The sequence below is a fragment of the Faecousia sp. genome, from assembly GCF_048519415.1.
In the GTDB taxonomy this organism is placed as follows: domain Bacteria; phylum Bacillota; class Clostridia; order Oscillospirales; family Oscillospiraceae; genus JAZOXB01.
The window spans coordinates 1-26,298 of sequence record NZ_DBFZUT010000042.1 but is presented as its reverse complement, the minus strand read 5'-3'; the positions used below and the strand labels follow the sequence as shown (position 1 = coordinate 26,298).

The window sequence follows — 26,298 nt, the reverse complement described above, 5'->3', positions numbered from 1 at the left end:
TCCTTTCGCGTTCAATAACCCGCCGCAGCGGCAGAATTGCAAAATAATACTACAAAATTTCATTTTGCAATTCTGAAAGCAGCTTGGCGAAAAATCCCGAAGGGACTTTTTTGACAAGCAGCCCGGCTCGAATGAGCCGGGCTTTCGCATAGCTGTTTACCTTCCAAGCGCTTCCTTCATGCGAAACAGCAGCCGGACAACGCGGTAGCGCCGCTTCAGCAGCAGGCGGTAGACGAGGCGCTTGTTGCGGTCGAGGCGCGGCAGGTAGCGATTTTCGCGGAAGTCGGGGAAGTTTTTCTCCATGTAATCGCGGAACTGCCCGAGCAGCTCGCTCTTGCAGTCGATGCGCGCCACGCGCACCGAGGCGGCGATGAGAAGATGGCTGATGGCAAGGAACGTCAGCTCGTCGCGGTAGGCCTCGCGCAGGCCGTGCTCCCCGAACCAGCCGAGAATGTCGTCAAAGGCATAGAGGATCTCCACATTGCGGGCGCAGTTTTTGTTGTTCATCGCGCTGCCCTCGCGCTGGAGATAGTGATAGTAGGCCCCCGGCAGGCGGACGACCTGCTCCGCCAGTGCCAACACCTTCGTCACGATGCGGATATCCTCATACCAGACCTTCGTGGCAAAGCGGATGCCGCCCTCGGTAAACAGCGTCCGGCGATAGGCGCGGTTCCACGGGGCCATGACGCCGAAGAACAGCTGGGGTGCGTCCTTCGTATGCGTGGGAAGATCGGCCGGAAGCTCCTCGTGCAGCTCGCCCGTGACCTTGCCGTCCCGCTCGACGAGCGCGCCGAACAGATAGAGGTCTGCCGGTGTGGCCGCGATGGAGGCGGAAAGGTCCTCCAGCAGGTTCGGTGCGAGCCAGTCGTCGCCGTCGACGAACAGCAGATAGTCGCCCTGCGCCAGCTCGATACCGCGGTTGCGTGCCGCACCCGCGCCGCCGTTCGGCTGATGCAGGGCGCGCACCTGATTCGGGTGCGAGGCCGCATAGCGGTCGCAGATCGCGCCGCTGCCGTCGGGCGAGCCGTCGTCGATCAAAAGAAGCTCAAAATCCTGACACGTCTGGGCCAGAATGGAGTCCACGCATTTTTCCAGATACTCCTCGACCCGGTAGACCGGGATGATGATGCTGAACTGCGGCATAGTGCTTCCTCCGTTTCATTTGGATCATGTCCCTATTATATCCGCTGGCGTCTGCTTTTGCAAGTCCTCAGACGAGCAGCGGCTGGAGCTGCTCGCCGTGCAGCGCGGCCTCGGCCGCCTCCGGCAGCAGGGAAAAATGCGCGACAAGGCTGGCGGGCTTGCCGGTCGGACTGTCCTGCCCGAAGGGGACGAAGTAAAAATGACGGCGGGCCAGCAGCGCACCCAGATTCGCGGCGCTGCCGGACAGGCCGTCGTTCGTGGAAACGGCCAGCAGCACGGGGCGGCCGTTGCGCAGATGCGCCTTGCAGGCAAAGCTGACGGGCGAGTCGGCGATGCCGTTTGCAAGCTTGCCGAGCGTGTTGCCCGTGCAGGGCGCGACGATCAGCAGATCGAGCAGGCGCTTCGGGCCGAGCGGCTCGACCTGCGCCAGCGTGTGCAGCGGCTCCGTGCCGCACAGCGCCGTGACCTCCGCCCGGAAATCCGCCGATGCGCCGAAGCGGGTGTCCGTCTCCCACGCGGCGTCCGAAAAAATGGGGACGACCGTATATTGCGCTGTCAGGGCGCGTAGGGCGTCAATGGCCTTTCGGAATGTGCAGAACGAGCCGCACAGGGCAAAGCCGACAGTCGGTCTCATGCTGGGAACGCTCCTTCCTGTTCGAGAATTGCGGCGGCATAGGCCGCGCCCGCACTTGCGGGACAGAATCTTCCGGGCAGGCCCGGCGCGTCGATGCGGGTGACATCCGTCCGCGTGCAGGCCGGGATACCGCCCGGCGCGGAGGCCAGCTCCACCAGCAGGCAGCCGGGCAGAAGCGCGGCGAGCTGGTCCTGCGTCAGCACGGGTGCAGGCACGGTGTTGAACACAAAGTGATAGGAAAGACCGCGGGCATAGCGGCCCGTTTCGTCGGCTTCCAGCCCGAACGCTTCAGCCATGGCGCGGTCGGACGGCCTGCGCGCCGCGACGGTCACGCGGGCGGAAAGGCCGTGCAGCTTGTTTGCCAGCACGCGGCCGATGTGCCCGTAGCCGATGACAAGGCAGGGCGCGCCGTGCAGCCGGTACGGGCTGTGCAGCACGGCAAGGGCGATGGCGCCCTCGGCTGTCGGCACGGCGTTGTGCGTTGTCAGCGGCTCCGTGCCGAAAAGCTCGACAGGCTCCGCGCCGCAGTCGAGCAGGGCCTGCCGCAGCGGGCTGAGCCCGCCGCCATAGACCCGCGTACCGCGGCGGCAGCAGGCGAACACGGCGGTACGCTCCGGTGCGGCGGTCCCGCGCAGGCGCTCGCCCTGCAGGGCGGGAAACGGAAGAATGACAAAGTCGGCGGGAGCCGGGAGCGCCTCAGGCATGCCGGGCACGCCGCAGCAGCGGACCTCGAGCCCGGCGTCCAGCAGGGCCTGTGCGGTCCAGCGCTGGCGCTCGTCTCCGCCGAGCAGAAAGCAGGTTTTGGACATGGCAGCACCTCCTGCCCTCATCCTATGCAATTTTTGCGGTTTCGGTGAAAAAAAGTTGTCAATTGCGGTCGGACTTGCTATAATAATACAGTATGTCGAAAAAGTCCCTTCGGGATTTTTCCACCGGACTGCATTCAAAATTGTAAAATAGAACTTTGTAAGATTATTTTGCAGTTTTTCGGCTGCGGCGGGTGATCAAACGCGAAAGGATACCCTGACGGTTTCCTTTCACACGTTTCCTCCCTCCGTAACTTTTGGCTGGACAGGGTTTCCGAAAGCCTGTATAATAATATTTTGCTTTCAAGAGATGAGAGAGAAAGGAGCGGGCGAGCATGGAGCGGCATGGCTTTGTTCATGATATGCTGGACGTTAAGGTCCTGATCTTATATATTATGGCGCGGGTCGCCTATCCCGTCGATCTGCAGAAGATCTATGAGCTGTCCTATCAGGATGACGGCCTGAGCTATTTCGACGTGGCGGAGGCCGTGCCGCAGATGATCGAGTCCGGCCATCTGGAGCGGGTCGACGGCGAGCGTTATGTCATTACGGAAAAGGGGCGCGAGGCCGGCTCCGTGACGGAGGATTCCGTGGCCTATCCCGTCATGCAGCGGGCACGCGCGGCCGTGGAGCGCTATAATCGCGACGTGCGGCGCAGCAGCTTTGTCAAAACGGAGATCAGGCAGCGCGAGTGCGGCGATTTTACCGTGCAGATGAGCCTGAACGACGAGGTCAGCGACCTTTTGCGGCTGGAGCTGATGGCACCGACGCAGAAGCAGGCGCACCGTCTGGCGGGGGCGTTTTCCCGCAATGCCGAGACGATCTACCGCCTTGTGATGGATCAGCTTCTCTCGGAGGAAAAGGAAAACTCCTGAAAAATACAGCTTGCTGCAGGGCCCGGACGGGGCTTAGCAGCAAGCTTATTTTCGCTACTTGCATGTTTCGGCAAAAGGTGGTATAATCATACCAGCAGATCCCCAATCGGCCCAATCAAGAAAGGAGCGACTTCGAATGAAATTCCAGTTCACAGAGAAAAAAGTCAGCTTGCCCGAGAGCGTTCATGCCTACGCTGAGAAGAAGGTCATGAAGCTCGAGCGCTTCTTCCGGGATGATGCGGAGGCACTTGTTACCTTCTCGGTCGAGAAGGATCGCAATAAGGCCGAGATCACGGTTCATGCCGCCGGTACCTATTTCCGCGCCAGCGAGGCGACTTCCGATATGTATGCATCCATCGATGCTGCGGTCGCCACGATCGAGCGCCAGATCCGCAAGAACAAGACCCGCCTGGCCCGCCGCCTGCGGCAGGATGCCTTCGTCCGTCAGCCGGATGCCACGTCGTTTGCGCCGGAGCCCGAAGAAAATACCTTTGAGATCGTCCGCACAAAGCGGTTCCCCATGAAGCCCATGACGCACGAGGAGGCCATCTTGCAGATGGAGCTCCTGGAGCACAGCTTCTTTGCCTTCAAGGATGAGGAGAACGACGGCGCGTTCGCCGTGGTCTATAAGAGAAACGACGGCGGCTACGGCCTGATCGAGGACGTCCAGTAAGCCTGCTGCATAAATAAACTGATGCCGGGAGCGAAAGCTCCCGGCATCTCTGACTGTCGAAAAAATGCCCAGCCGAAAGTTTCGGAGGGAAGGAATGTGTGAAAGGGAACCGTCAGGGTTCCCTTTCGCGTTCCATCACCCGCCGCAGCGGCAAAATTGCAAAATAATTCTACAAAAATTTCATTTGCAATTTTGAAGGCAGGTAAATCCCGAAGGGATTCTTTCGACAAGCTGACCGGGAGCTTTCGCTCCCGGCATTTTTGTCATTTCAGTGCATTGGCACGGGCAAATTTGCTCAGCGGCTCCCAGCGCAGGTTATACTGCTTCGCCAGCCGGTCGGCAAGGGCCTTTGCGGCGTCCGGCGCGCCCTCCTTGCTCTCCAGCTCGACCTCGGCAAACGGAAGCTCCTCCGTTTTGCCGTGCAGCACGCCGCAGTCGCACGCCAGCTCGGCGCGGCTGCCGTCTGCCAGACGGAGCATGACGCTGCGGCGCAGGAACCGCGCGCCGCACACGGGGCGCAGCGGCGCTTCGCCGTAGAGCTGCAGCAGCTGCCGCGGCGCGCCGAAGTCCAGCAGCCATTCGATGGCGGCGTCGTCCACCGCCCGGGCCTCGACCTCCCATTCACCGCGGGCAAATGGCTCCGGCTGGGGCGTCTTGACGCAGACGACGCTGCGGCTGCCCTCCTGACGGCGGCGGAGCGTCCAGTGATTTGTGCGGAACGCATTCGTCTCCGTGTCAAAATAGGTCGTTTCCATCGGCGTGCACACGATGGGGCCCTCCATCCGCGCGGCCATTTCGGGGTCGCCCAGCAGACAGTCCAGAACGGCGTCGTTTGCAGCGGCCAGCTTGAATTCCAGTTCCTTACCCATATTTATCACCTCAATGGCAATATTATACACGGTTTCCGGAAGCCGCACAAGTTTTTCCCGGAAAAATTTCCGCTCCGATTTCCCGACAAAACTCTTGCGCCCTGCGTGCTAAAATCGGGACAAATCGTTCGGCAGCGCGGCGGCTCGGCCTTCTCCGCGCACCGGAGAGGGGAGGAGCTCATGAAAAAGTCCGGTTCTCAGCAGCTTCTGGCGAAACAGCGGCTGCCGCGTGCGTCCGTCCGGCTGCACGGGCTCGGGGAGTGCCTGCTGCTGCTCGGGAGCGGCTTCCTGACGGCCGGGGCGCAGATCGGCGGGCTGGCCCTGCCGCTCGGGGCCTGCCTGACGGCCTCACTCCCATTTGGGAGGCGGTCTCTGTCGGCGGCGCTCGGCGCGGCGGCGGGCTATGCCCTGCTGTGCGAGCCTGCCATGGCGGCCGAGCGCATCGCGCTGACGGCCCTGCTGCTGGCGGCGATCGTGGTGTTTCAGGGCACGGCGCTCCCGGCGACGCGGTGGTTCCTGCCTGCCATGGCGGCCGGAACGGCTCTTGTGCTCGGCAGCCTGCAGGTCTTCGGCGGGAACGGCGGGTGGCGGCCCGCCCTGCAGTGGCTTGCGGTCAGTGCGGCGGCCGGTGTGGGAACGGCCGTCCTGCGCTGCGGGACCGGAGCGGGAGAGCGGGGGCGGCCGCTGTATTTTGCGGCGCTGCTGAGCGGGCTGAGCGGCCTGACGGCGCTCGGTCTGCCCTTTGATCCGGGCCTTATCGGGGGCTGCGCCATGGTCTACGGCGCGCCGGAGCTGTCGGCCGTGTGCGCTGCCGCTGCGGCGCTCGGCCTGACGGGAAATCTCGGCTGGAGCGTGACGGCGGCTCTGCTGCTGCCTGCCGTGACAGCGCGGGTCGTGCGCAGTGATCTCGTCCGCGTGCTCCTCGGCGGCGCGCTGTGCTGCGGCGTTCTGTGGCTGGGCGGTGTGGGGACGCCCGCCGCATTTGCCGCCGTCGGCATCGGCATACCGCTTGGACTGTGGCTGCGGCGGACCGGTGCGCTCCGGGCCTCCGGCCCCGCCGCGGCGGAGGAGCTGGCTGCGCGCCGCATGGGGGATGCGGCGCAGGTGCTCGAGCTGCTGCAGGCTCAGCTCCCGGTGCAGGAGCGAGGCCAGAGCGAGGCGGACAGCGTCTATGACGGGGCGGCGGAGCGCATCTGCCGCTGCTGCGCGCGTTTCCACCGCTGCTGGCAGCACAATGCCCGCCAGACCTATGATGCGCTCGAGCAGGCGGCCGGGCGGCTGCTGCAGCGCGGCAAGGCGGAGGCTGCGGACTTCCCGGCGGAGTTCCGCGAGGGCTGCTGCCATTTTGACGGCTTCCTTGCGGCGCTCGATCAGGAGCTGGAGAGCATGCTCTACCGCCGCCGCTACCGCGTGCAGCTGCAGGAGAGCCGCGCGCTGCTGTCTGAGGAATTCGGCTGCGTAGCGGAATATCTGCGCCGGATGCAGGCCGAGCTTGGCGCGCCGCAGCCCGATGCGCCGCGCTACCGCGCCGTGACGGGCATCTGTACGGCCGGGCGGCACGGGGCCGCCGCGAACGGTGACCGGGGCGCCTGCTTCCCCGGCCCGCGGAACGATTACTATGTGCTGCTGTGCGACGGCATGGGCACGGGGGAGCCTGCCGCCGGACTGAGCGCGGACTGCGTGCATCTGCTCGGCGACCTGCTGCGCGCAGGCGTCGCGCCGCTTGATGCGCTGCGCATCCTGAACGGGACCTACCTGCTGCGCGGGGACGGCTGCTTTTCCACCGTGGACCTGCTGCACATCGATCTGACCAGCGGGGAGGCGGAGCTGCTGAAGTGGGGCGCAGCGCCGTCGTACCTGCGCTGCGGGGATACGGTCAAAAAACTGGGGACAGCCTCGCTTCCGCCGGGCGTGGGGGTGGGAGGAGATCACGCGCCGGAGCGGTACCGGCTGTCCCTTCGGGGAGGAGAGATGCTCGTTCTGGTCAGCGATGGCGCGGGAGATGCAGAGAGCGCCGTGGCGGGCTTTGCGGGAGATTCGCCGCGGGAGCTTGCTGCGCTGCTCATCGCAGGCCTTCCGGCAGAGGATGACATGACGGCTGTGGCGGTCGCGCTCGCGCCGCGTGCATCCCGCGATTAAAGGTATCATATTCCGGCAGGATAATCTGTCGAAACAGACGGGCGGGGAAATAATATTTCCCAAGTTCGGTGCGGACGATCCCAAAAATCGATTATTTTCGCGCAGAAACGATCAAATCACACATTTCAGACGAACCCGGCGGGATTTCTGCCGGGTCCGTCTGCTTTTCGTGCGGCCTGTGGTCCTGCCGGTTGACTTCCACCCGCACATGCATTACAATAGAGACTCCCGGCGGGCAACGCCTGCCAATCCGGAATACTGCGAGCAGGGAAATGAAGAGAGAGAAATACGCCGTTTTCACGATCGATGTCGAGGATTTTGCCGACACGGAGTGCGTGGCAAAGTCCGGGCAGCGGGTGAGGCGGCACATGCTGGACGGGCTGGATATCTATATCCGCCTGCTGGAACAATATCAGATCCGCGCGACGATGTTCGCCGTCTGCCGGACGGCTCTGCGCGAGCGGGAACGGGTGCAGCGCTATGTCGACCGGGGCCACCGCCTCGCGCTGCACGGGCTGGAGCATGTGCCGCCGTGCGGCATGGACGACGAGCACTTCCGCCGCGCAACGCTTGCGGGCAAGCAGCAGCTCGAGGCGGCCTTTCACACGCAGGTCAGCGGCTATCGCGCGCCATGCTTCGGACTGGACGAGGAAAAGCTCGATATTGTGCGGCAGCTCGGCTTCCGCTACGATTCGAGCCGGATGGACTTCCCGGCCGCGCGCCATGTGAAGCATCTGGACATGACGAGCTACCGCGAACTGCGCCCCGGCATCTTCCGCAAGGGCGAGTTTTACGAGTTCAGCCTGTCGTGCCAGCGCCTGTTCGGGCAGAATTACCCGATCTCCGGCGGCGGCTATGTGCGCCTGAGCAACTGGAGCTTTGTCCTGCCGCTTCTGCGCAGCTATCTGCGCGAAAATGATTTCTATGTGTTTTATCTGCATCCGTTTGAGCTTTCGCGGCAGCGCCAGCCGGAGCTGGAGGACCTGAAGCTCTATGACCGCTATTATCTCCACCACGGCCTGCAGACCTATCGTCGGAGGGTCGAGGCTATCATCAGTCTGCTCCGCGCACTCGGCTATCGATTTGTCACGTTCGATGAGCTTGCTGAGCGAATGGAGAACAAGCCTGAGCGAAAATGAACTTGAACGGAGGAGCCACCATGATACGCGAGACGGAAAAGCGTCTTCTGCCTGGCGCAGCCTGCGCGGTGCTGTTCGTGCACGGCATCCTCGGGTCGCCCGCGCAGTTTGCCCCCTTCCTGCCGCTCGTGCCGCAGGACTGGTCCTTCTGCAATCTGCTCCTGCAGGGGCATGGCGGTGGTGCGCGGGATTTCTCTGCGGCCTCCATGGCGGTCTGGCGGGAGCAGGCCCGGCAGGCATTTGCCGAGCTGCGCGCACAGCATGAGACGGTCATGATCGCGGCGCATTCCATGGGGACACTGTTTGCCGTGCAGGAGGCCGTGCGTTCGCCGGTCGAGGGCCTGTTCCTGCTGAATGTGCCCCTCCACGTGCATGTCCGTCCCCGTGCGCTGCACAATGCGTGGCTGAACTACGGCGGCACGCCGAGGGACCCGTGGGGGCAGGCGGCGGTTGCGGCCTATGGCGTGGAGCGGGACCGCAATGTGCTGCACTATGCCGGCTGGCCGCCGCGCTTTTTTGAGCTGTTCGGTGAGATCCGCCGGACGCGGCCGCTCGTGCGGCAGCTCGCCGTGCCCTGCCGGGCGTATTTTTCAGAACGGGACGAGCTTGTCTCCGTGCGGAGCGCGCGGGAGTTTGCGGATGTCCCGCAGGCCGTCGTCACGATGCTCCCGCATTCCGGGCACGCCTATTACGAAGCGCAGGAGGACCTGCCGCTGCTGCAGTGCGGCTTCCGTGCCATGCTGCAGCAATGTGAAAAGAAGCGATAATAAATGGCCGGTGCGAATTCTCGCACCGGCCATTGTGATTTTTGGGTTATTCCTCGTCTGCCTTCTTGGCGTCCTCGATGATCTTTGCCTGGTTGATCTGCGGGACTTCCTCGTAGCGGACGAACTTGAGGCTGTAGGAGCCGCGGCCCTGCGACATGGAGCGCAGGTCGATGGCGTAGCTGCTCATTTCGCCCATGGGTACCTCAGCCTCGACGATCTGCCAACCGCGGTTGTCGGGATCGGGGTTCATGCCCATCACGCGGCCGCGGCGCTTGTTGAGGTCGCCGATGATATCGCCCATGTTGGCGTCCGGGATGAAGACCTTCAGCTCGCCGATCGGCTCGAGCAGGGTCGGACCGGCGGTGGGCAGGCCTTCCTTGTAGGCGATGCCGGCAGCGGTCTGGAACGCCATATCGGAGGAGTCGACGGGGTGATAGGAGCCGAAGTACAGCGTGGACTTCAGGAACACGACCGGATAACCGGCCAGAACGCCCTTGCCGATGCAGTTGCGCAGGCCCTTTTCGACGGACGGGATGAAGTTCTTCGGCACGCAGCCGCCGACGGTCTCATCGGCGAAGATCATGTCCTCGGACTCGCTCTGCGGCTCGAAGCGGATATAAACGTCGCCGAACTGGCCGTGGCCGCCGGACTGCTTCTTGTGACGGCCGTGGATCTCGACCTTCTTCTTGATGGTCTCGCGGTAGGCGATCTTTGCCGGGCGGAGCTCGGCTTCGACCTTATACTTGCTCAGGAGCTTGGCAATGATAACGCTCAGGTGGATGTCGCAGACACCGGCGATGATCATTTCCTTCGTCTCCGGATCGTTGCCGTAGGTGAAGGAGGCGTCTTCCTCGTTCAGCTTGACGAGACCGGCGGCGACCTTGTCTTCCTGACCCTTCGTCTTGGCGTAGATGGCCATGCGGTAGCAGGGCTCTGCATAGGTCATGGGCTTGATGGTGACGAGCTTGCCGGGCTGGCAGAGCGTGTCACCGGTGCGGACGGAGGCAAGCTTCGTGAACACGCCGATGTCGCCGCAGCAGACCTTCGCGGTCTTGGCGTTGTCCTTGCCCTTCGGGAAGAACGTGTTGCCGAGCTTTTCATTGTCGCCGGTGCGGGCGTTAACAACGGTCATGGTGTCTTCGATGTTGCCGGAGAGGACCTTGAAGTAGGAATTCTTGCCGTACTGGTCGGCGACGGTGTTGAACACGAACGCGGTTGCGGGGCCGTCGGGATTCAGCGGGAACTCGGACTCCTTGCCTTCCTCGTCGACGCGAACGGCGGGCTTGCCCTCCAGCGGGGACGGCGCAAAGCGGACGAGGTTGTCCAGCAGGGCGGCGGTGCCGAGACCGTTCATCGCGCAGCCGCAGAAGACCGGCGTGACGGAGCGCTGACGGATGCCGTCCTTGATGCCCTTGAGCAGCTCTTCTTCGGTGAACGGCTCCTCCATGAAGAACTTCTCCATGAGGGCTTCGTCGGTCTCGGCGACCTGCTCATTCAGCTCGGCCATGTACTCTTCGATCTTCTCTTCCGCCTCGGCGGGCAGGGCGATCTCCTTGCCGGAGACGTCGTAGGCCTTCTTGGAGACGAGATCGACAACGCCGACGGCCTCTTCGCCGTGCAGGATCGGGAACGTGAAGGGGATGACGGAGGCGCCGAAGATATCGCGCAGGGAGTCGAACGTATTGAAGAAGTTCGCATGCTCCTCGTCGAGCTTCGAAACATAGAACATTGCGGGCAGACCGGCGTCGGCCAGGGATTTCCAGCCCTTCTCGGTGCCGACGGCGATGCCGGACTTCGCGGTCAGGCAGATCAGGCCGGCATCCGCAACGCGCAGGGACTGTACGATCTCCGCAGCAAAGTCAAAGTAGCCGGGGTTGTCCAGCACGTTGAGCTTGCAGCCGCCGAATTCGACGGGGATGACAGACGTCTTGATAGAGTACTGTCTCTTCTTCTCTTCGTCATCAAAGTCAGAAACGGTCGTGCCGTCGGCGCGCTTGCCGAGACGGGTGATCGCTTTGGTCACATAAAGCATGCTCTCGCACAGGGCGGACTTGCCGTCGCCGCCGTGGCCCAGCAGAGCAAGGTTGCGGATATCCTTCGCAGTGTACATAGTTGAAAACTCCTTTCTAAACAGCGCAGAGGCCAAGATGCCCTCCCGCTGCGGGCGGCATATCGATTCCGTGCCACAATTGAATTTATTATACACGATTTCCCAGCGTTTTTCAATTATAATTACAGAATTGTGAAAAGTGCACGAATAATATTACTTGCTTTTGTGCAAACGAGCCAAAAATTCAGAGTCTTTGCAGAATGCCGGACAGAAAACCGGCCACAAGTGCCCAGATGAGCTGGAACGCGGCAATGTGGAACGGCGAAACGGCGGCCGCCGAGCCCCAGTAGAGCAGCAGCGCGCACAAGCAGAGCCCCAGAATGCCGGACAGCAGGCTCAGGACCGTGGAGAAGCGCGTTGTGCTGCGCAGCGTCTGCGCGGCGGCAACGGCCGAGGCAAAGGCCCCGAACGTCTCCTTGGCGATGAGCGCGCCCTGCGCGTCCGCCTCGCCGCCGACGGCCTCAGACAGGCGCAGCCGCTCGGAGTAGACGGGGAAGGCGATGCCGCCGACGGCCAGCTCATAGCGTGCCGCGAGCAGCTCCGGCGTGATGAGGAAGTCCCGCGTGGCGAGGATGACGGAGTTGCCGGGATTGGCCAGCAGGGCGCGCAGCCCGGCGCGGGTCGAGGCGCTCGGCTTGTATTTCACGGCAAAAATTCCGGCCAGCTCACCGTTGACGGACACATAGACGGCCTGCCGCACGCGCGCGCCGTCGGACATGTGCACGCCCATGCTGCGCATGAATGGCAGCGAGCCGACAAGGACGACGTCCTGACCGATCTGCGCGCCGATGCCGCCGCCGTCATAGCAGCGATAGGCGTCCGCGCGGCAGCGGCGGCCGAACTGGGCCTGCAGCAGCCGGTCGAACAGGGCGGCGAGGGGATCCTGCGCCGCCTCGAGCGCGGCAAGCGCGTAGGACAGCACCTGCCCGGCGGGCAGCGTGCCGTAGAGCTTCATACCGCTGGAGGTGATGTTGTTCGCGGGGAACACATCCTCGTCGCGGAGGATGACGGTGTGCTTCCCGCCGAGGACGCGGGCTCCGTGCCAGCCGCACAGGGCCGCGCCGAATGAGGCCAGCCGCCGTGCCAGCGCGGAAAACGGCCGCGCGAACGACAGCATGGCGGCGCAGGGCGTCGCGCCGAGCAGCAGGATGAGCCAGCAGCGCACAAAGCCCATCGGGCCAAGGCGCGACAGGGCCAGCGCGGCGAGCAGCGTGCCGGGCAGGGCGAGGAGGGTATAGATCCGGAAGGTGCGCGCGGCGGGGTCCGGGTCGGAGAGATGGCGCATAAAGTCGCGGGTATCACCGGGCGCGCAGCGCAGGCCGTCCTCGTTTGGCAGGAGCTGCGGCACATGGCGCACGCCGAGCGGCCGGTCAAAGCCGCAGACGGCCCGCAGCGTGCGGGTCAGGCCCTCGCGCTCGCGCGTCAGGGCGTGGAGCAGGCCGAACAGCACAAGGGCTGCCGGGGCGGCGTAGCCCGGCGTTCCGGCGGAGAGCTGCTGCACGCTGTCCAAAAGCGCCAGCACACACAGCACGGCCCCCGGCGTATAGAGGCTCGGGTGCACGAGATCGCGCACGCCCTGCCACAGGGCGTCGGCCGACAGCAGCATCTGCAGGCCCAGCAGCGCCGCCGGGAGCAGCAGCTGCAGCTTCCCGCTCAGAAACGGCAAAAACTGCAGCGAGAACTGCCCGTAGCACACGAGCAGAAGCTGCATCAGCATCAGAAGTCCGCTGACCGTCAGGCGGGCGCGCCGCCCGCCGAGCCCGGCGCTGCACAGCTGCAGGGCCTGCTGCGGCGTGGGCGGCTCCGGCTCCGGCTTCGGCCGCTCAACGATCTGCACGGGCCGCTTTTTTGCCTTCGGCTTCGGCGCGGGAGCGCTGCGCTCCGGCCGCGGCGGACGCCGGTCCGGCACGGGACGGAACACATGCACGCGCTCCTGCTGCGGCCCCGGCGGAGGAGACTCCGGCTGCACCGGCTCGGCTTCCGGCTCAGGTTCCGGTTCCGGGATCGGCTCCGGGATCGGCTCCGGCTCCTGCGGCGCGCCGAATTCGGCCATGATCTCCTCGAGCGTATATTCCGGCTCTGACTCAGCCGGGAACTGCGCGTTATTCAGTTGTTCCGGCTGACGGTGGTTCATGGATTATCCTCTCTGGCGAACGGCCTCATACAGCAGCACGGCGGCGGCCGTCGAGGCATTCAGGGATGAAATGTGGCCCTTCAGGGGAATACTGACCTTGAGATCGCAGCTCTCTGCGACAAGGCGGCTCATGCCGCTGCCCTCGTTGCCGATGACGATGGCGGCCGGGCCGCGCAGGTCCGCGCCGGTGAGGGTCGTGTCGCCGTCGGCTGCCGTGCCGAACACCCAGATGCCGCGGGCCTTCAGGTCGCGGATCGTGGCGACGAGGTTCGCAACGCGGGCCACGGGCATATATTCGAGCGCACCGGCCGAAGCCTTGCCGACGACGGCCGTCAGGCCGACGCTGCGGCGGCGGGGGATGATGACGCCGTGCGCACCTGCGCATTCTGCCGTGCGGATGATCGCGCCGAGGTTGTGCGGATCGGACAGCTCGTCGCAGATGACGAGCAGGGGCGCCTCGCCCTTTTCCTGCGCGGCGTTCAGCATATCATCGACCGTGGCATAGTCATGGGCGGCGACGGCAGCCATAATGCCCTGATGCGCGCCCGTGGGGCTCATGTCGTTGAGCTTGCGGCGGTCGACGCGCACGACGACGGCGCCGCTCTCCTTTGCCATGGCGGCAAGGCGGCCGAGCGCACGGTCCGTGTCGCCGTCGGCCAGAAATACCTTGTTGATGGTGCGGCCGCTGCGCAGCGCCTCGGTGACGGCGTTGCGGCCCTCGATCATATCCTCAGGCAGCGATTCCTGCGCGGCCTCGCGCGGCTTTCTCGGCTCTTTGGTATATTCTTTCATGGATGCCTCTGCTTTCCGGCGCACGATACGCCTTTTGCGATTTCATTACCTTGGGAAGCTCTGAATCAATCATCTGCGGCGGATGCCGGAGCTTTTTCGTCAATCCATCGGTATGGAAAGTTTGTGGTATTGCGCAGCCGTTGGCGGCTTTGCCGCCTTACGGATGCGGCATGCCCCTTGCGGGTACACAAAGTACAACTGCACTTTTCATACCTCGCCTTGCCAAAAAATCTCTCGCCATCCACTCTTGCTGATTGAATCAGAACTTCCCTATATTATAGCAAAGAATCGCGCCGGAGACAACACCGAGAATCGTCGGACGGATGCGAAACGGGCCGAAATCCGGACAAAAATCCAAATTCACAGAAAATTTACAGCACATTTTGCAGTGAGAATTGCAGAAAGCACCAAAATATGGTATGATGCAGGAGAAGCGAAAGGAGGCCGATTCCATGGCGAATCAAAGCCCGCAAAACAGACCAAACGGAAATAATAATAATGATAACCGCAACGGCGACCGCCGCAGATTTTCCATTCTGACGATCTTGATCATTGCCGTTGCCGTGACACTGCTGTTCAACAGCCTGCTCAGCAATGTGTTCTCCGCCGGAGAGAAGCAGGTCACCTATGATGCCTTCCTCAGTGCAGTGGAGACCGATGCCATTTCGCAGGTCGAGATCCAGTCCGACCGCATCCAGTTCCTGCGCCGGGATGAGATGGCCCTGTCGAAGTCACAGCGCACCGTGTATTACACCGGCCTGCTGCCCAATGTGGATCTGACGTCCCTCATTTCGACGCTGGAGGACAATCAGGTGGAGTTCAGCGGCGAGATCGTCGAGAACAGCACGTTCACGTTCCTGTTCTCGTGGGTGCTGTTCCCGCTGCTGATGCTGGCGCTGCTCAGCCTGCTCATGCGCTTCATCATCTCGCGCAGCGGCGGCGGAGCCGGCGGCTTTGGTGCCATCGGCAGCATCGGCAAGAGCAAGGCCAAGGTCTATATGGAAAAGGAGACCGGCGTGACGTTCCGCGATGTCGCCGGTCAGGACGAGGCGAAGGAATCGCTTGTCGAGATCATCGATTTTCTGCATAATCCGCAGAAATATGCCGCCATCGGCGCAAAGCTGCCGAAGGGCGCGCTGCTCGTCGGCTCCCCCGGCACCGGCAAAACGCTGCTGGCCAAGGCCGTGGCGGGTGAGGCCCGTGTGCCGTTCTTCTCCATCTCCGGCTCAGACTTCGTGGAAATGTTCGTCGGCGTCGGCGCGAGCCGTGTGCGCGATCTGTTCCAGGAGGCCAGCAAGGTCGCCCCGGCTATCATCTTTATCGATGAGATCGACGCCATCGGCCGCAGCCGTGACAGCCGCCTCGGCGGCAACGACGAGCGCGAGCAGACCCTGAACCAGCTGCTTGCCGAGATCGACGGCTTCGATTCCTCAAAGGGCGTCGTGATCCTTGCGGCGACGAACCGCCCGGAAATTCTCGATAAGGCCCTGCTGCGCGCGGGCCGCTTTGACCGCCGCATCATCGTTGACCGCCCGAATCTGGAGGGGCGCTACCAGACCCTGCTCGTCCACACGCGCAACATCCGCCTTGCCGAGGACGTCGACCTCAAGAAGATCGCACAGGCCACGGCCGGCGCGGTCGGCGCGGACCTTGCCAACCTCGTCAACGAGGCGGCGCTGCGCGCCGTGCGCATGGGCCGCCAGACCGTGAATCAGGAGGACCTGCTGACGTCGTTCGAGGTCGTCATCGCGGGCACCGAGAAGAAGGGCACCGTTCTGACGGACATCGAAAAGCGCATCGTGGCCTATCACGAGGTCGGCCATGCGCTCGTGGCCGCGCTGCAGAAGCACACGCAGCCCGTTTCCAAGATCACCATCGTCCCGCATACGTCCGGCGCGCTGGGCTACACCATGCAGATGCCGGAGGAGGAAAAGTACCTCAATTCCCGCGACGAGCTGCTCGTGGAGCTGCGCACCATGCTCGGCGGCCGCGCTGCGGAGCAGACCGTGTTCGGCATTGAGACGACCGGCGCGTCGAACGACATCGAGCGCGCGACGGATCTGGCCCGCAAGATGGTCATGCAGTACGGCATGAGCGACCGCATCGGCCTCATGGCGCTGACGACGAAGGGCAACGAGTACCTCGACGGCCAGTCCTACACCGACTGCGCCCAGACGACGGCCGCCGCCGCGGACGAAGAGGTCCGCAAGCTCCTGAACGACAGCTACGATCAGGCCAAGAAAATTCTGACCGAAAACCGCGGCCTGCTCGACGAGGTCGCCCTGTATCTGCTCCAGAAGGAGACCATCACGGGCGACGAGCTCATGCAGTATGTCGATGCCGACAAGCGCCTGCGGGGGTCCAAGCAGGAGACCCTGCCGGAAGCGGAGCCGTAAGCCATGGATCTGGCTTCCATCAAGAAATTTTTTGCATCTCTGACGCTGCAGAAGCTCGTCCCGGTCATCCTCATCGTCGTGATCGGGCTTCTGCTCGTCAAGCTGCTGCTGAAGCTGTTTGACCGCGTGCTCGAACGTTCCCGGCTGGAGCGGACGATGTTCTCGTTCCTGCGGGCGGCCATGCGAGCCCTGCTCTATACCATCCTCGTGCTCGTGGCGGCAAGCTCCCTCGGCGTGGACGTCACGTCGCTCGTCGCCATCCTGAGTGTCGTCTCCCTTGCCATTTCGCTTGCCGTGCAGAACGCGCTTTCCAACGTTGTCGGCAGCGTGACGCTCCTGACGACGCACCCGTTCCACGTCGGCGACTTTGTGGAGATCGGCAGCGACAGCGGCACCGTGGAGGAGATCAGCGTTTCGTATACGAAGCTCGCTACGGTCGACGGCAAGCGCATCTACATCCCGAACAGCGACGCCGCCTCGGCGCGCATCTGCAACTATTCCGTCGAGGGCCGCCGCCGCGTGGACCTCTATATCGGCGTGTCGTATGACGCTCCGGCGGAGAAGGTCCGCGAGGCCCTGCTCGCCGCGGCGCAGCACCCAAAGGCGCTGCAGGATCCTGCCCCGCTGGTCGTGCTGAACAACTATCAGGACAGCAGCATCCAGTACCTTCTGATGCTGTGGACCGCAAGCGGCGACTACCTCGACGTGCGCTTCGCCGTGAACGAGGCCGTCAAGCGCGAGCTGGACGCCCGCAGCATCGCCATCCCCTACCCGCAGCTCGATGTGCACTTTGAGCCGCAGAAGCGGAACACCTGATATATAGGCTGAGCAGCGGCGCACCGGCAGGCTTCCGATTTTGTCATTCCGAGGAGCGAAGCGACGTGGGAATCTCCTGTAACCGGTTACGTTTTCGCCGAGGCCTGCTTGTTATCCAATATGGTACTGCGAGATTGCCACGGCCCCTTCGGGGCCTCGCAATGACAATTCCGGAACCCTGTTCCGTTCTGACGGCCAGAGCAGCGGCGCAAACGCGCCGCTGCTCGTTTCTCCCCGCTTACTTTCCGCAGCTGCCGCAGCAGCTCGTTCCGCCGCAGTCGCTCCCCTCAGGATAGAAGGCGCGGACGGGGAAGTCCACCCGGCTGAACAGCTCGCAGGGGTCCTCCTCGCAGCCCTCGTCGTCGCAGCACTCGCGCGTGGGCATGCAGTAGCCGCCGCTCTGGACGGCCAGCTGCGCGCCGCGCTCGAGCCGCACAGTCGAAAACTGCCCGACCGTCACATACAGCCGCCGCGTGCCGCCCGTGAGCACGAGCTCCTCGCCGAGCGCCTCGGCAATGGCGGGCGGGATCTCCGTCAGCTCCGTCTCGCAGCGGCAGCAGTCGCAGACCTCGCGGACCTTCGAGGCCAGGATCATCGGGTCGAGGGCCTCGACGACACCGACGGGGAGGCGGTCCTGCAGCAGGCCGTCCGGCGTGGGCAGCGCGTCCGTGCTCGAGAACGTCTTTGCCTTGCCGCGCCCGCCGTAGAGCGCAACGCGCTTTGTGAAGACCGCAAGGCCGGTGATGGTGACGGGGCGCGTTCCGCCGACGGTCGCATCGCCGAGGATGCGGTAGTAGAACGTCAGGTCGACCGCATAGTGCCCGCGCTTATAGGCCAGCGGCTCGACCTCCACGCGCGCGAACAGCAGCTCGGCGCAGCGGGTCTTGGCGCCGGTGGAGCGGTCGAGCGCCGCCTGCGACTCGCGGGTGAGATAGACGCGCAGATCCTCCACGCAGTCCTTATCCATGCAGCTGTCCAGAATCTGATCGGTATGAATGCAGACACGCGCATCGCAGGCCTGCTCAAGGGGTTTGTCTGGCATACGATAACCTCCCGGAAGAATCAGGGCAATACCGCTCAATTCAGCAAGAGCATTCAGCGAAGGCTGAAGGGGAATTATGCGGTGCTGCCTCAGTTAAAAGCGGAGTACAGCCGTGCCGGCCCGCTTTTACCCCATAGTATGCGCGGCGGAAAGAAATGTGCGCGCCGCACGGCCCGCCGGGAGTAGACAAGGGCGGGCAAGTATGGTAAAATAAAAGATACGAAAACGATAATGGAAGAGGTGTGCGCATGAAGACGAATGTTCTGGGCGTACAATATGATAATGTGACCATGGCGGAGGCGCTCGATACGGCGCGGGCGCTGCTGCAGCGGCCCGAGGCCTCGTACTGTGTGACGCCGAATGCCGAAATGGCCTATGAGGCCCTGCATGACGAGTCGTTCCGCGCGATCCTGAACGAGGCCTCGCTCGTCCTGCCGGACGGCGCGGGCGTCGTGCTGGGGGCGAAGATCCTCAGAACGCCGCTGAAGGAGAAGGTCGCGGGCATCGATTTTGCCGCGAACCTGCTCGGCGTGCTCGAGGAGACGGGCGGCAGACTGTATCTTCTGGGCGGAAAGCCCGGCATCGCGGAGCAGGCGGCCGAGAATATGAAGAAGACCCACCCGAAGCTGTGTATCTGCGGCACGGCGGACGGCTATTTCAAGGACGAAGCTCCCGTCATCGCGCGCATCAACGAGGCAAGAGCCGACGTCGTGTTCGTCTGCCTCGGCGCGCCGAAGCAGGAGTGCTTCATGCACGACCACCGCGCGGAGCTGAACGTCCGCCTGATGATCGGCCTCGGCGGCAGTCTGGACGGCTTTGCCGGGACGGTGCGCCGTGCGCCGAAGTGGATGATCCGCCTGCAGCTGGAGTGGCTCTATCGCCTGCTGCGCGAGCCGAGCCGCATCGGGCGCATGATGCGCCTGCCGAAATTCGTGTTCGCCGCATGGCGGGCGCGCGGAAAGAAGGGGTGACCCATGGGCAAACTGATCGTTTTTGAAGGAACGGACGGCTCGGGCAAATCCACGCAGTTTTCGCTCCTGACCCGCCGGCTGGAGGCGCGGGGCGTGGACTTCCGCACGATGGTCTTCCCGCAGTATACGGAGCCGTCGTCCGCCCTCATCCGGATGTATCTCGGCGGCGAGTTCGGCGCGCGTCCCTCGGACGTCAACGCCTACACGGCCTCGACCTTCTATGCGGTCGACCGCTTTGCGGCCTTCCGCAAGGTCTGGGGCGAGTATTACCGGAACGGCGGCCTGATGCTCTCCGACCGCTATACGACCTCAAACGCCGTCCATCAGGCCTCGAAGGAGCCGGAGCAGGACCGCGAGAAGTTTTTTGCGTGGCTCTATGATCTCGAGTACCGCCACATGGGCCTGCCCGTGCCGGACCTCGTGCTGTATCTCGATGTGCCGACGGAGCTGACGGGCCAGATGCTGCGCCGCCGCGAGCACGATACGCATACGCACGCGGACATCCACGAGCAGAATATGGACTATCTGCGCCGCTGCCGCGCCACGGGCCTGCAGGCGGCAAAGTACTACGGCTGGACGGTCATCGCCTGCGCAAAGGACGGTAAAATGCGCTCGATCGACGACATCCACAACGAAATTTTCCTGCGCGTGCAGGAATGCCTGAAGGAGAACTGACACATGGTATATCTCATCCTTGGAGCCGGTTTTGAAGAAGCGGAGGCCATCGTGCCCTGCGATCTGCTGCGCCGCGCGGGGGTCGAGGTACGCCTCGCCGGCATCGGCGGGACGGACATCCCCGGCAGCCACGGCATCCCGGTCCATGCGGACTGCGCGGCGGAAGCGGCCGAGCTGACGAAGGCGGACATGCTCATCCTGCCCGGCGGGCTGGGAGGCGTCCGCTCCATCCGCGGCTGCGAACCGGTGCTCTGTGCCGCACGGGAAATGGCGCAGGCCGGAAAATGGGTCGCCGCCATCTGCGCCGCGCCGACGGTGCTGGCGGAGCTTGGCCTGCTGGAGGGCCGCCGCGCCACCTGCTACCCCGGCATGGAGCCGGAAATGTGCGGGGCCGTCATGCAGAATGCTGGCGTCGTGCGCGACGGGAATTTCATCACGGGCCGCGCCGCCGGAAGTGCCTTTGCCTTCGGGCTGGCGCTCGTCGAGGCGCTGTGCGGCGCGGAAACGGCTGCACGCATCGCTGCGCAGGTCGTCTGGAACGGGGAGGAGGCATCCCATGACTGAGGAACATCGCAGCGACGGCCGGTCCATCGACGAGATCCTGGCCGAAGCGCGCGCCGAGCTGGACAAAACGCCGGACGAGCCGCAGCAGGCCGCCGAACCGGGGACGCCGGAGCCGGACGATTTTACGCCGGATTTCGGCCACACGTTCGATGACTACGGCGAATTCGAGGAGCCGCAGCCGGAGGAGGAGCTCCCTCCGGAGCCGCCCCGCAAGCGCCACAAGCGCATCGTGCCGCTGTTCGTGAAGATCATCCTCTATGTGGTGATCGTCGCCGTCGTCTCCGTCGGGGCCGGGTATGCCGCCTGGGCCTGCGCGACGGATGTGCTGGCCTTCGGCCGCTCGAGCGATACCATTCAGGTCACCGTGCCGGAGAATGCCTCGCTCGATGCCATCACCGATATGCTGCACGAAAACGGCCTCATCCAGTACCCGTGGCTTTTCAAGCTCTACTGCAAGTTTACGCATTCCGCGGGCCGCATGGACGCGGGAACCTATGAGCTGGCCTATAACTATGACTATCATGCCCTTGTCAGCGGCATGACGGAGAGCGGCGGCACCCGCACGACCGTGCGCGTCATGCTGCCGGAGGGCGCAACATGCGCGCAGATCTTCGCCCTGTTGGAGAAAAACGAGGTCTGCACGGCCGAAAAGCTCGGCGAGAGCGCCGCAAACACGCATTTTGACTACTGGTTCCTGGAAGACATCCCCTATGGCGAGACGAACCGCCTCGAGGGCTTCCTGTTCCCGGATACCTATGATTTCTATGTCAACGACGATCCCGACCGCGTGCTCGAGAAGCTGCTGTCGAATTTCAACCGCAAGTTCTCGGACGATGCTTCCGCCCAGCTCGAAACGCTGAACACGGCGCTTGCCGAGCGCTGGACCGCAAAGGGCTATGACGAGAGCTATATCGAGGCCCACCGTATGACGATCTATGATCTCGTCACCGTCGCCTCCATGATCGAGAAGGAGACAGCCTCCGCCAAGGAGAGCAGCACCATCGCCTCCGTTATCTATAACCGCCTGTGCGATCCCGCAAACTATCCGTACCTGAACATCGACGCAACGATCGTCTATGCGCTCGGCGGCGTCGACGGCGCGCTGACGTATGAGGACACCCAGATCGACAGCCCTTACAACACCTATAACCGCACGGGCCTGCCCGCCGGACCGATCTCCAACCCCGGCCTGTCAAGCATCTCCGCGGCGCTGAACCCGGCCGATACGAGCTATTATTACTATGCGCTCGACGACTCCACGGGCCTGCATCACTTCTCCGAGAGCTATGACGAGCATCAGGCCTTCCTGGCGGGGCAGAACGATGCGTAAGCCCGAACTGCTCGCGCCCGCCGGAGACATGGAGCGGCTGCGCATGGCTGTCCTCTATGGTGCGGACGCCGTCTATCTCGCCGGAACGAGCTTCGGTATGCGCTCCTTTGCGGGGAATTTCTCCCCAGAGGAGCTGCCGGAGGCTGTCGCCTTTGCCCATGCGCACGGCGTGCGCGTGCACGTCACGGTCAACACCATGCCGCGCGGGGACGAGCTCCCCGCGCTCCCGGCACACCTGCGCCTGCTGAACGACAGCGGCGTTGACGCACTCATCCTTGCGGACCTCGGTGTGTTCCGCATGGCGCAGCGCGAGGCCCCAAACTGTGAGCTGCACATTTCCACGCAGGTCAGCATCGCGAACGCCGCCTGCGCGGCCGCGTGGCATGAGCTCGGCGCAAAGCGCGTTGTGCTGGCACGGGAGCTTTCTCTCGAGGAGATCCGCGTCATCCGCCGCGATACGCCGCCGGAGCTGGAGCTGGAGACGTTTGCGCACGGGGCCATGTGTGTGTCGTACTCCGGCCGCTGCCTGCTGTCCAACTATATGACGGGCCGCGACAGCAACCGCGGCGCATGCGCGCAGCCCTGCCGCTATCAGTACGCCCTCATGGAGGAAAAGCGCCCCGGCGAGTATTTCCCTGTGTTCGAGGACGAAAAGGGCACCTACATCATGAATTCCCGCGATATGTGCATGATCGACCATCTGGCAGAGCTGGCGGAGGCCGGCGTGGACTGCATCAAGGTCGAGGGCCGCGCCAAATCGGCCTACTATGCTGCCATCATCACAGGGGCCTACCGCCACGCGCTCGATGCCGTCGCCGCCGGGGAGCCGGTCGACCCGGTCTGGCGCGACGAGGTGGAGCATGTCTCGCACCGGCGCTACAGCACGGGCTTCTTCTTCGGCCAGCCGGGGCAGTATACGGAAAGCTCCCGCTATATCCGCGACTGGCAGGTCTGCGCCATCGTGACGGACTGCATGCCGGACGGACTGGCCACGCTCTCGCTGCGCAACAAGTTTGCCGCCGGGGACGAGGTCGAGATCGTTGGCCCGGATACGCGCCCGTTTTCCGTGACCGTGCCGGTCATGCAGGATGCGGACGGACTGCCGCTGCGCGAGCCGCGCACGCCGCAGATGGTGTTCCGCATGCAGCTGCCGCGCCCGGTCCCGGCGATGAGCATCGTCCGCCGTGCCGTCGACCTTTCGGCAAAGTGAAAAACAGCGGGCCGCTGCATCGCAGCGGCCCGTTTGATATGAAATTTAACTTGTATATGATACCTGCGTGACGGTATAGCCAAGCTGGCGGAGCCCTTCGACAATGCCGCCCTCGCCCAGCATATGGGCGATCCCGACGATATAGAACACGTTCTTCCCGGCGCGCAGGGCTTCGTCCGCCGCCCGGATCATGACGGCGTTGCGGTCCGTCACAAGGGTGCGGCCGAATTCTTCCGCGGCTGCCTCTTCCTCCGGCGTGAGCGGCTCGTCCGGTTCAGCCTCCAGCAGATCGATGATCGCGGCCTCGTCGCCGCTGCACCATGCATCCAGCAGCGCCGCGGTGTCCTCCTCCGTGGCGGCAAGGACCTCCGGACGGATGGCCTGCTGCAGAGCGTAGACCTGTGTCTCCTCGGACAGCGCGCCGAGCGCGCGGTAGACGTCCGTGTATTGCTCGACCTCCAAAATTTCCGTGCCGTCGGCCTTTGCCATCTGCAGGAAATAGCGGTCCACGCCGCCGTCCGGCGAGAAGCGCGTCTGCGCCAGCGCCAGATTTCCTGCCAGCAAATACCAGAAAATGGGCATGTAGTGGTCGAGCATGGTCTGATAGCCGCCGAGGTCCGTCAGCACCTGCTTCGCGTCGGCGTAGGTCTGCGCGTCCAGATGGGCGTCGATGGTCGTGCCGTCGGTGTAGACAAGACAGCGCATCATTTCGACCTGCGCCGACAGGTCTGCCTCCAGCGCGAGAACGTCGCTCTCCACGGCCAGCGTGTCGCAGGCGGCATAGGCGTCCAGAAGCTCCTGCGGATAGGTGAGGCCGTCGCTGACGTGGATGGAGCCGAGCAGGTAGAACGAGCCGGAATAGCCGTTTCCGCTGACCTGCCAGAACAGCGGCTGTGCTGGCTCGGATGCCGCATCATCCTGCGCGGTGTGGTCGGGGAGCGTTTCCGCCGTTTCCACCGGCGGCTCCGCTGCGGGCTGCGTCGGCTCCGGCGCGGCGGAGCAGGCGCACAGGAGCAGCAGCGCAAGGGCCAGCAGCATGGCAAGGGTACGTTTCATGGGCAGCGGTCCTTTCTGAATCGTTTTCCTTATCGTACGGGATTTCGATGGCGTTTGTCAAGCGCCAAAGGGGCTGCGGAAAATTTCTCGCGATTTTCGAAAAAAGTGCTTGCAATTTGTGGGGCGTTGTGGTAGTATATTGGAGCACGTTGAGTGCGTACGCGCCGGTAGCTCAGCTGGATAGAGTGACTGGCTACGAACCAGTAGGTCGGGGGTTCGAGTCCCTTCCGGCGTACCAAAAATAACCTTTGCCGTAAGGCAAAGGTTATTTTTTATGTCTGCGGGAAAAAACAGCACTGTTTTGTTGAGAACGGCCCGGCACTGCCGATATGAACAGGCCGCCGATCAAAACGAACAAACCGCTTGCATCTTGTGCCTGCAGCGGCGGTCAGTGACCGCCTTGCACAGGCTAATTGAACTGTGTCAGAGCACTGGTGCACCGCCGCACCACCTGACGTGTCATTGCGAGGAGGCCGCAGGCCGACGCGGCAATCTCGGGAAGGCAGTGACGGTTTCGCCGGAGCTTTCGTGATATCCGATATGGTATTGCGAGATTGCCACGTCGCTTCGCTCCTCGCAATGACAAACTTGAAAGCCTGCACGTTCGGCGAGAATGCCTAGCAATCTGCAGCTGCCTTAGGCGCTCGCTGAGCGCCGCTACAGACAGGGAAACTTCGTGCAGGGGATGAGGTCTCCAGTTTTGCCTACGGTAAAAGAAAAACCTTCAAAACCCGAAGGCTTTGAAGGTTTCTGGAGCTGCTATCCAGATTCGAACTGGAGTCCATGTCCCGCGGAGCAGGCTCCGCGGGAGCCCGGAGCGACCTCGGATTGAAATGCGCTTCGCGCAGGGGATGAGGTCTCCAGTTTTGCCTACGGTAAAAGAAAAACCTTCAAAACCCGAAGGCTTTGAAGGTTTCTGGAGCTGCTATCCAGATTCGAACTGGAGTCCACGTCCCGCGGAGCAGGCTCCGCGGGAGCCCGGAGCGACCTCGGATTGAAATGCGCTTCGCGCAAGGGGATGAGGTCTCCAGTTTTGCCTACGGTAAAAGAAAAACCTTCAAAACCCGAAGGCTTTGAAGGCTTCTGGAGCTGCTATCCAGATTCGAACTGGAGACCTCATCCTTACCAAGGATGCGCTCTACCTGCTGAGCTATAGCAGCATTTCCTGACAGCTCTGCTATTATATCAGCAGGATAGAAAATTGTCAACAACTTTTTTTCATTTCGTCGAATTTTTCGGGGCGGAGGAAGCGGGTGATCTGTGCCATGAGGGCGGGGTTGGCCTCGCTGCGGGTCGCGCCGAACAGCAGGTCGGCGTGGCCGTCGTGCTCCGGCTCGGCCCAGAGCAGGGCCTGCGCCTGCGGCAGCGCGTGCAGATGGGCCAGAATGGAGCTGCGGTGCAGCGGAGCGATCCAGTCGTGCACGCCGCCGACGAGCAGCAGCGGCGTCCCGGACTCGGCGGCAGCCTGTGCGGCGGTGCGGCGCAGGGCGCGCAGTCCGAAGCGCGCGGCCTGATAGAGGTACAGCGCCGGATAATGCGCATAGGCAAGCACGCCGATGTGGTGCAGGACCGGCGAGAGCGTGGCCTCCATGGGACTGTTCACCCCGCCGATGCACACGGCCGCATCCACCCGGCTTCCCGGCAGGGCGCAGCAGACGGCATAGCCGCCCATGCTGTGGCCGAGCAGGACGAGGCGGCGGCTGCCGAAGCGGCCGTGTTCCTCCAGAAAGCGCAGCGCGGCGCGCAGGTCGTCCGCTGCCTGCGGAAAGCCCCGGCACGACCGGCCCGTGCTGCCGTAGCAGCCGGTGTAGTCAAATGAAAACACGCGCAGCCCGGCTTTGGCGAGCCATTGGATCTGCGGCGCATAGGAAAACGCTCCGTTCCCAAGCCCTGGCGCGAGGACGGCGAGCGTGTCCCCCGTGCCGCATAAGTAGCCCTGCAGGCGGTTCGGCCCACTCAAAAACGTGAGCCTTTTTGTGGGCAGGCCAAGCTCCGGCTCCGGATCGGCGTCGTAGCGCCGGAAGCAGCGGTGATAGATCAGAACGGTCAAGAGAAACAGCGTGAGCAATTTTTCGCCCTCCTTTTTTTGGAGGGTATGCCCGTTTTTTGCGATTTTCAAACCGCGTTCTAGGAAATTCCGCCGCGCTGTGCTATAAT

At 63.4% G+C, this 26,298-nt stretch carries 22 protein-coding genes and 2 tRNA genes; 13 read left to right on the top strand and 11 right to left on the bottom strand.

Translation table 11 applies throughout. The annotated features are described in order from the left end of the window. Positions 1–156: 156 nt before the first annotated feature. The 3 genes from ACMKFF_RS04950 to ACMKFF_RS04940 form a co-directional block, all read right to left on the bottom strand. Positions 157–1,143: a glycosyltransferase family 2 protein gene (locus ACMKFF_RS04950; RefSeq protein WP_419496244.1), complete on the bottom strand. Its 987-nt coding sequence runs from the start codon at positions 1,141–1,143 to the stop codon at positions 157–159. A gap of 67 nt (positions 1,144–1,210) precedes the next feature. Continuing rightward, positions 1,211–1,777 (bottom strand): dipicolinate synthase subunit B, encoded by a 567-nt coding sequence (locus ACMKFF_RS04945; RefSeq protein WP_418465038.1) that lies wholly within the window; start codon positions 1,775–1,777, stop codon positions 1,211–1,213. After that, positions 1,774–2,586 carry an NAD(P)-dependent oxidoreductase gene (locus tag ACMKFF_RS04940; RefSeq protein WP_419496243.1) on the bottom strand — a complete coding sequence of 271 codons (813 nt, stop codon included), beginning with the start codon at positions 2,584–2,586 and terminating at the stop codon, positions 1,774–1,776. Before ACMKFF_RS04940 ends, ACMKFF_RS04945 begins: the two co-directional genes overlap by 4 nt. 332 nt (positions 2,587–2,918) lie before the next feature. Between ACMKFF_RS04940 and ACMKFF_RS04935 the strand changes: the two genes are divergently transcribed. Both ACMKFF_RS04935 and hpf read left to right on the top strand, forming a co-directional pair. Beyond that, complete coding sequence (locus tag ACMKFF_RS04935; protein WP_349136019.1) at positions 2,919–3,458, top strand: DUF4364 family protein; 540 nt, start codon at positions 2,919–2,921, stop codon at positions 3,456–3,458. Positions 3,459–3,594: 136 nt separating this feature from the next. Beyond that, a complete protein-coding gene (hpf, locus tag ACMKFF_RS04930) occupies positions 3,595–4,131 on the top strand; it encodes a ribosome hibernation-promoting factor, HPF/YfiA family (protein WP_419496242.1) in 537 nt (178 codons plus the stop codon). Positions 4,132–4,394: 263 nt separating this feature from the next. On the opposite strand, the gene ACMKFF_RS04925 is transcribed toward hpf, so the two are convergent. Then, positions 4,395–5,000 (bottom strand): inorganic triphosphatase, encoded by a 606-nt coding sequence (locus tag ACMKFF_RS04925; RefSeq protein ID WP_419496241.1) that lies wholly within the window; start codon positions 4,998–5,000, stop codon positions 4,395–4,397. A gap of 180 nt (positions 5,001–5,180) precedes the next feature. Here ACMKFF_RS04925 and ACMKFF_RS04920 point away from each other — a divergent pair, with 180 nt between their 5' ends. The 3 genes from ACMKFF_RS04920 (at position 5,181) to ACMKFF_RS04910 (ending at position 9,045) form a co-directional block, all read left to right on the top strand. Beyond that, a complete protein-coding gene (locus tag ACMKFF_RS04920) occupies positions 5,181–7,139 on the top strand; it encodes a SpoIIE family protein phosphatase (RefSeq protein WP_419496240.1) in 1,959 nt (652 codons plus the stop codon). 272 nt (positions 7,140–7,411) lie between these two features. Further along, the gene (locus tag ACMKFF_RS04915; RefSeq protein WP_419496239.1) at positions 7,412–8,278 is read left to right on the top strand and encodes a polysaccharide deacetylase family protein; all 867 of its coding nucleotides are present in this window, start codon (positions 7,412–7,414) and stop codon (positions 8,276–8,278) included. Positions 8,279–8,298: 20 nt separating this feature from the next. Further along, positions 8,299–9,045 carry an alpha/beta hydrolase gene (locus ACMKFF_RS04910; protein ID WP_419496238.1) on the top strand — a complete coding sequence of 249 codons (747 nt, stop codon included), beginning with the start codon at positions 8,299–8,301 and terminating at the stop codon, positions 9,043–9,045. A gap of 46 nt (positions 9,046–9,091) precedes the next feature. Here ACMKFF_RS04910 and ACMKFF_RS04905 read toward each other — a convergent pair whose 3' ends face one another. The 3 genes from ACMKFF_RS04905 to rlmB all read right to left on the bottom strand — a co-directional run bounded on the left by ACMKFF_RS04905 (position 9,092) and on the right by rlmB (position 14,081). Continuing rightward, the gene (locus ACMKFF_RS04905; RefSeq protein WP_419496237.1) at positions 9,092–11,155 is read right to left on the bottom strand and encodes an elongation factor G; all 2,064 of its coding nucleotides are present in this window, start codon (positions 11,153–11,155) and stop codon (positions 9,092–9,094) included. Between the two features lie 184 nt (positions 11,156–11,339). Next, positions 11,340–13,289 (bottom strand): hypothetical protein, encoded by a 1,950-nt coding sequence (locus ACMKFF_RS04900; RefSeq protein WP_419496236.1) that lies wholly within the window; start codon positions 13,287–13,289, stop codon positions 11,340–11,342. A gap of 3 nt (positions 13,290–13,292) precedes the next feature. Continuing rightward, the gene (gene rlmB / locus ACMKFF_RS04895; protein ID WP_418487104.1) at positions 13,293–14,081 is read right to left on the bottom strand and encodes a 23S rRNA (guanosine(2251)-2'-O)-methyltransferase RlmB; all 789 of its coding nucleotides are present in this window, start codon (positions 14,079–14,081) and stop codon (positions 13,293–13,295) included. 452 nt (positions 14,082–14,533) lie between these two features. Here rlmB and ftsH point away from each other — a divergent pair, with 452 nt between their 5' ends. Together ftsH and ACMKFF_RS04885 are read left to right on the top strand one after the other, a co-directional pair. Beyond that, positions 14,534–16,477: an ATP-dependent zinc metalloprotease FtsH gene (ftsH, locus tag ACMKFF_RS04890; protein ID WP_419496235.1), complete on the top strand. Its 1,944-nt coding sequence runs from the start codon at positions 14,534–14,536 to the stop codon at positions 16,475–16,477. A gap of 3 nt (positions 16,478–16,480) precedes the next feature. After that, positions 16,481–17,293 carry a mechanosensitive ion channel family protein gene (locus tag ACMKFF_RS04885; RefSeq protein WP_419496234.1) on the top strand — a complete coding sequence of 271 codons (813 nt, stop codon included), beginning with the start codon at positions 16,481–16,483 and terminating at the stop codon, positions 17,291–17,293. Positions 17,294–17,531: 238 nt separating this feature from the next. Here the strand turns inward: ACMKFF_RS04885 and ACMKFF_RS04880 are convergent, their stop codons facing one another. Next, positions 17,532–18,335 carry a hypothetical protein gene (locus tag ACMKFF_RS04880; RefSeq protein WP_349134527.1) on the bottom strand — a complete coding sequence of 268 codons (804 nt, stop codon included), beginning with the start codon at positions 18,333–18,335 and terminating at the stop codon, positions 17,532–17,534. 248 nt (positions 18,336–18,583) lie between these two features. Here ACMKFF_RS04880 and ACMKFF_RS04875 point away from each other — a divergent pair, with 248 nt between their 5' ends. Genes ACMKFF_RS04875 through ACMKFF_RS04855 form a run of 5 tightly spaced genes read left to right on the top strand, consistent with a single transcriptional unit; the run spans position 18,584 to position 23,085 of the window. Further along, entirely contained in the window at positions 18,584–19,306 is a 723-nt protein-coding gene (locus ACMKFF_RS04875) for a WecB/TagA/CpsF family glycosyltransferase (protein WP_419496233.1), read from the top strand. 3 nt (positions 19,307–19,309) lie between these two features. Next, entirely contained in the window at positions 19,310–19,981 is a 672-nt protein-coding gene (locus ACMKFF_RS04870) for a dTMP kinase (RefSeq protein ID WP_367926821.1), read from the top strand. Positions 19,982–19,984: 3 nt separating this feature from the next. Further along, positions 19,985–20,545 carry a DJ-1 family glyoxalase III gene (locus tag ACMKFF_RS04865; RefSeq protein WP_418468568.1) on the top strand — a complete coding sequence of 187 codons (561 nt, stop codon included), beginning with the start codon at positions 19,985–19,987 and terminating at the stop codon, positions 20,543–20,545. Further along, positions 20,538–21,875 (top strand): endolytic transglycosylase MltG, encoded by a 1,338-nt coding sequence (mltG, locus tag ACMKFF_RS04860; RefSeq protein ID WP_419496232.1) that lies wholly within the window; start codon positions 20,538–20,540, stop codon positions 21,873–21,875. The genes ACMKFF_RS04865 and mltG overlap by 8 nt, the downstream gene beginning before the upstream one ends. Continuing rightward, positions 21,868–23,085: a peptidase U32 family protein gene (locus ACMKFF_RS04855; protein WP_419496231.1), complete on the top strand. Its 1,218-nt coding sequence runs from the start codon at positions 21,868–21,870 to the stop codon at positions 23,083–23,085. The genes mltG and ACMKFF_RS04855 overlap by 8 nt, the downstream gene beginning before the upstream one ends. Before the next feature lie 45 nt (positions 23,086–23,130). Here the strand turns inward: ACMKFF_RS04855 and ACMKFF_RS04850 are convergent, their stop codons facing one another. Next, entirely contained in the window at positions 23,131–24,141 is a 1,011-nt protein-coding gene (locus ACMKFF_RS04850) for a TraB/GumN family protein (protein WP_419496230.1), read from the bottom strand. Positions 24,142–24,302: 161 nt separating this feature from the next. Here ACMKFF_RS04850 and ACMKFF_RS04845 point away from each other — a divergent pair. Beyond that, a tRNA-Arg gene (locus ACMKFF_RS04845) sits at positions 24,303–24,379 on the top strand. Between the two features lie 846 nt (positions 24,380–25,225). On the opposite strand, the gene ACMKFF_RS04840 is transcribed toward ACMKFF_RS04845, so the two are convergent. Both ACMKFF_RS04840 and ACMKFF_RS04835 read right to left on the bottom strand, forming a co-directional pair. Then, positions 25,226–25,301, bottom strand: a tRNA-Thr gene (locus ACMKFF_RS04840). A gap of 44 nt (positions 25,302–25,345) precedes the next feature. Next, entirely contained in the window at positions 25,346–26,209 is an 864-nt protein-coding gene (locus ACMKFF_RS04835; protein ID WP_419496229.1) for an alpha/beta hydrolase family protein, read from the bottom strand. Positions 26,210–26,298: the final 89 nt, after the last annotated feature.

What these genes read in the sequence shown, in the direction of transcription:
- ACMKFF_RS04950 (WP_419496244.1), bottom strand. Translation starts at nt 1,143, where the DNA reads ATGCCGCAGTTCAGCATCATCATCCCGGTCTACCGGGTCGAGGAGTAT.
- ACMKFF_RS04945 (WP_418465038.1), bottom strand. Translation starts at nt 1,777, where the DNA reads ATGAGACCGACTGTCGGCTTTGCCCTGTGCGGCTCGTTCTGCACATTC.
- ACMKFF_RS04940 (WP_419496243.1), bottom strand. Translation starts at nt 2,586, where the DNA reads ATGTCCAAAACCTGCTTTCTGCTCGGCGGAGACGAGCGCCAGCGCTGG.
- ACMKFF_RS04935 (WP_349136019.1), top strand. Translation starts at nt 2,919, where the DNA reads ATGGAGCGGCATGGCTTTGTTCATGATATGCTGGACGTTAAGGTCCTG.
- hpf (WP_419496242.1), top strand. Translation starts at nt 3,595, where the DNA reads ATGAAATTCCAGTTCACAGAGAAAAAAGTCAGCTTGCCCGAGAGCGTT.
- ACMKFF_RS04925 (WP_419496241.1), bottom strand. Translation starts at nt 5,000, where the DNA reads ATGGGTAAGGAACTGGAATTCAAGCTGGCCGCTGCAAACGACGCCGTT.
- ACMKFF_RS04920 (WP_419496240.1), top strand. Translation starts at nt 5,181, where the DNA reads ATGAAAAAGTCCGGTTCTCAGCAGCTTCTGGCGAAACAGCGGCTGCCG.
- ACMKFF_RS04915 (WP_419496239.1), top strand. Translation starts at nt 7,412, where the DNA reads ATGAAGAGAGAGAAATACGCCGTTTTCACGATCGATGTCGAGGATTTT.
- ACMKFF_RS04910 (WP_419496238.1), top strand. Translation starts at nt 8,299, where the DNA reads ATGATACGCGAGACGGAAAAGCGTCTTCTGCCTGGCGCAGCCTGCGCG.
- ACMKFF_RS04905 (WP_419496237.1), bottom strand. Translation starts at nt 11,155, where the DNA reads ATGTACACTGCGAAGGATATCCGCAACCTTGCTCTGCTGGGCCACGGC.
- ACMKFF_RS04900 (WP_419496236.1), bottom strand. Translation starts at nt 13,289, where the DNA reads ATGAACCACCGTCAGCCGGAACAACTGAATAACGCGCAGTTCCCGGCT.
- rlmB (WP_418487104.1), bottom strand. Translation starts at nt 14,081, where the DNA reads ATGAAAGAATATACCAAAGAGCCGAGAAAGCCGCGCGAGGCCGCGCAG.
- ftsH (WP_419496235.1), top strand. Translation starts at nt 14,534, where the DNA reads ATGGCGAATCAAAGCCCGCAAAACAGACCAAACGGAAATAATAATAAT.
- ACMKFF_RS04885 (WP_419496234.1), top strand. Translation starts at nt 16,481, where the DNA reads ATGGATCTGGCTTCCATCAAGAAATTTTTTGCATCTCTGACGCTGCAG.
- ACMKFF_RS04880 (WP_349134527.1), bottom strand. Translation starts at nt 18,335, where the DNA reads ATGCCAGACAAACCCCTTGAGCAGGCCTGCGATGCGCGTGTCTGCATT.
- ACMKFF_RS04875 (WP_419496233.1), top strand. Translation starts at nt 18,584, where the DNA reads ATGAAGACGAATGTTCTGGGCGTACAATATGATAATGTGACCATGGCG.
- ACMKFF_RS04870 (WP_367926821.1), top strand. Translation starts at nt 19,310, where the DNA reads ATGGGCAAACTGATCGTTTTTGAAGGAACGGACGGCTCGGGCAAATCC.
- ACMKFF_RS04865 (WP_418468568.1), top strand. Translation starts at nt 19,985, where the DNA reads ATGGTATATCTCATCCTTGGAGCCGGTTTTGAAGAAGCGGAGGCCATC.
- mltG (WP_419496232.1), top strand. Translation starts at nt 20,538, where the DNA reads ATGACTGAGGAACATCGCAGCGACGGCCGGTCCATCGACGAGATCCTG.
- ACMKFF_RS04855 (WP_419496231.1), top strand. Translation starts at nt 21,868, where the DNA reads ATGCGTAAGCCCGAACTGCTCGCGCCCGCCGGAGACATGGAGCGGCTG.
- ACMKFF_RS04850 (WP_419496230.1), bottom strand. Translation starts at nt 24,141, where the DNA reads ATGAAACGTACCCTTGCCATGCTGCTGGCCCTTGCGCTGCTGCTCCTG.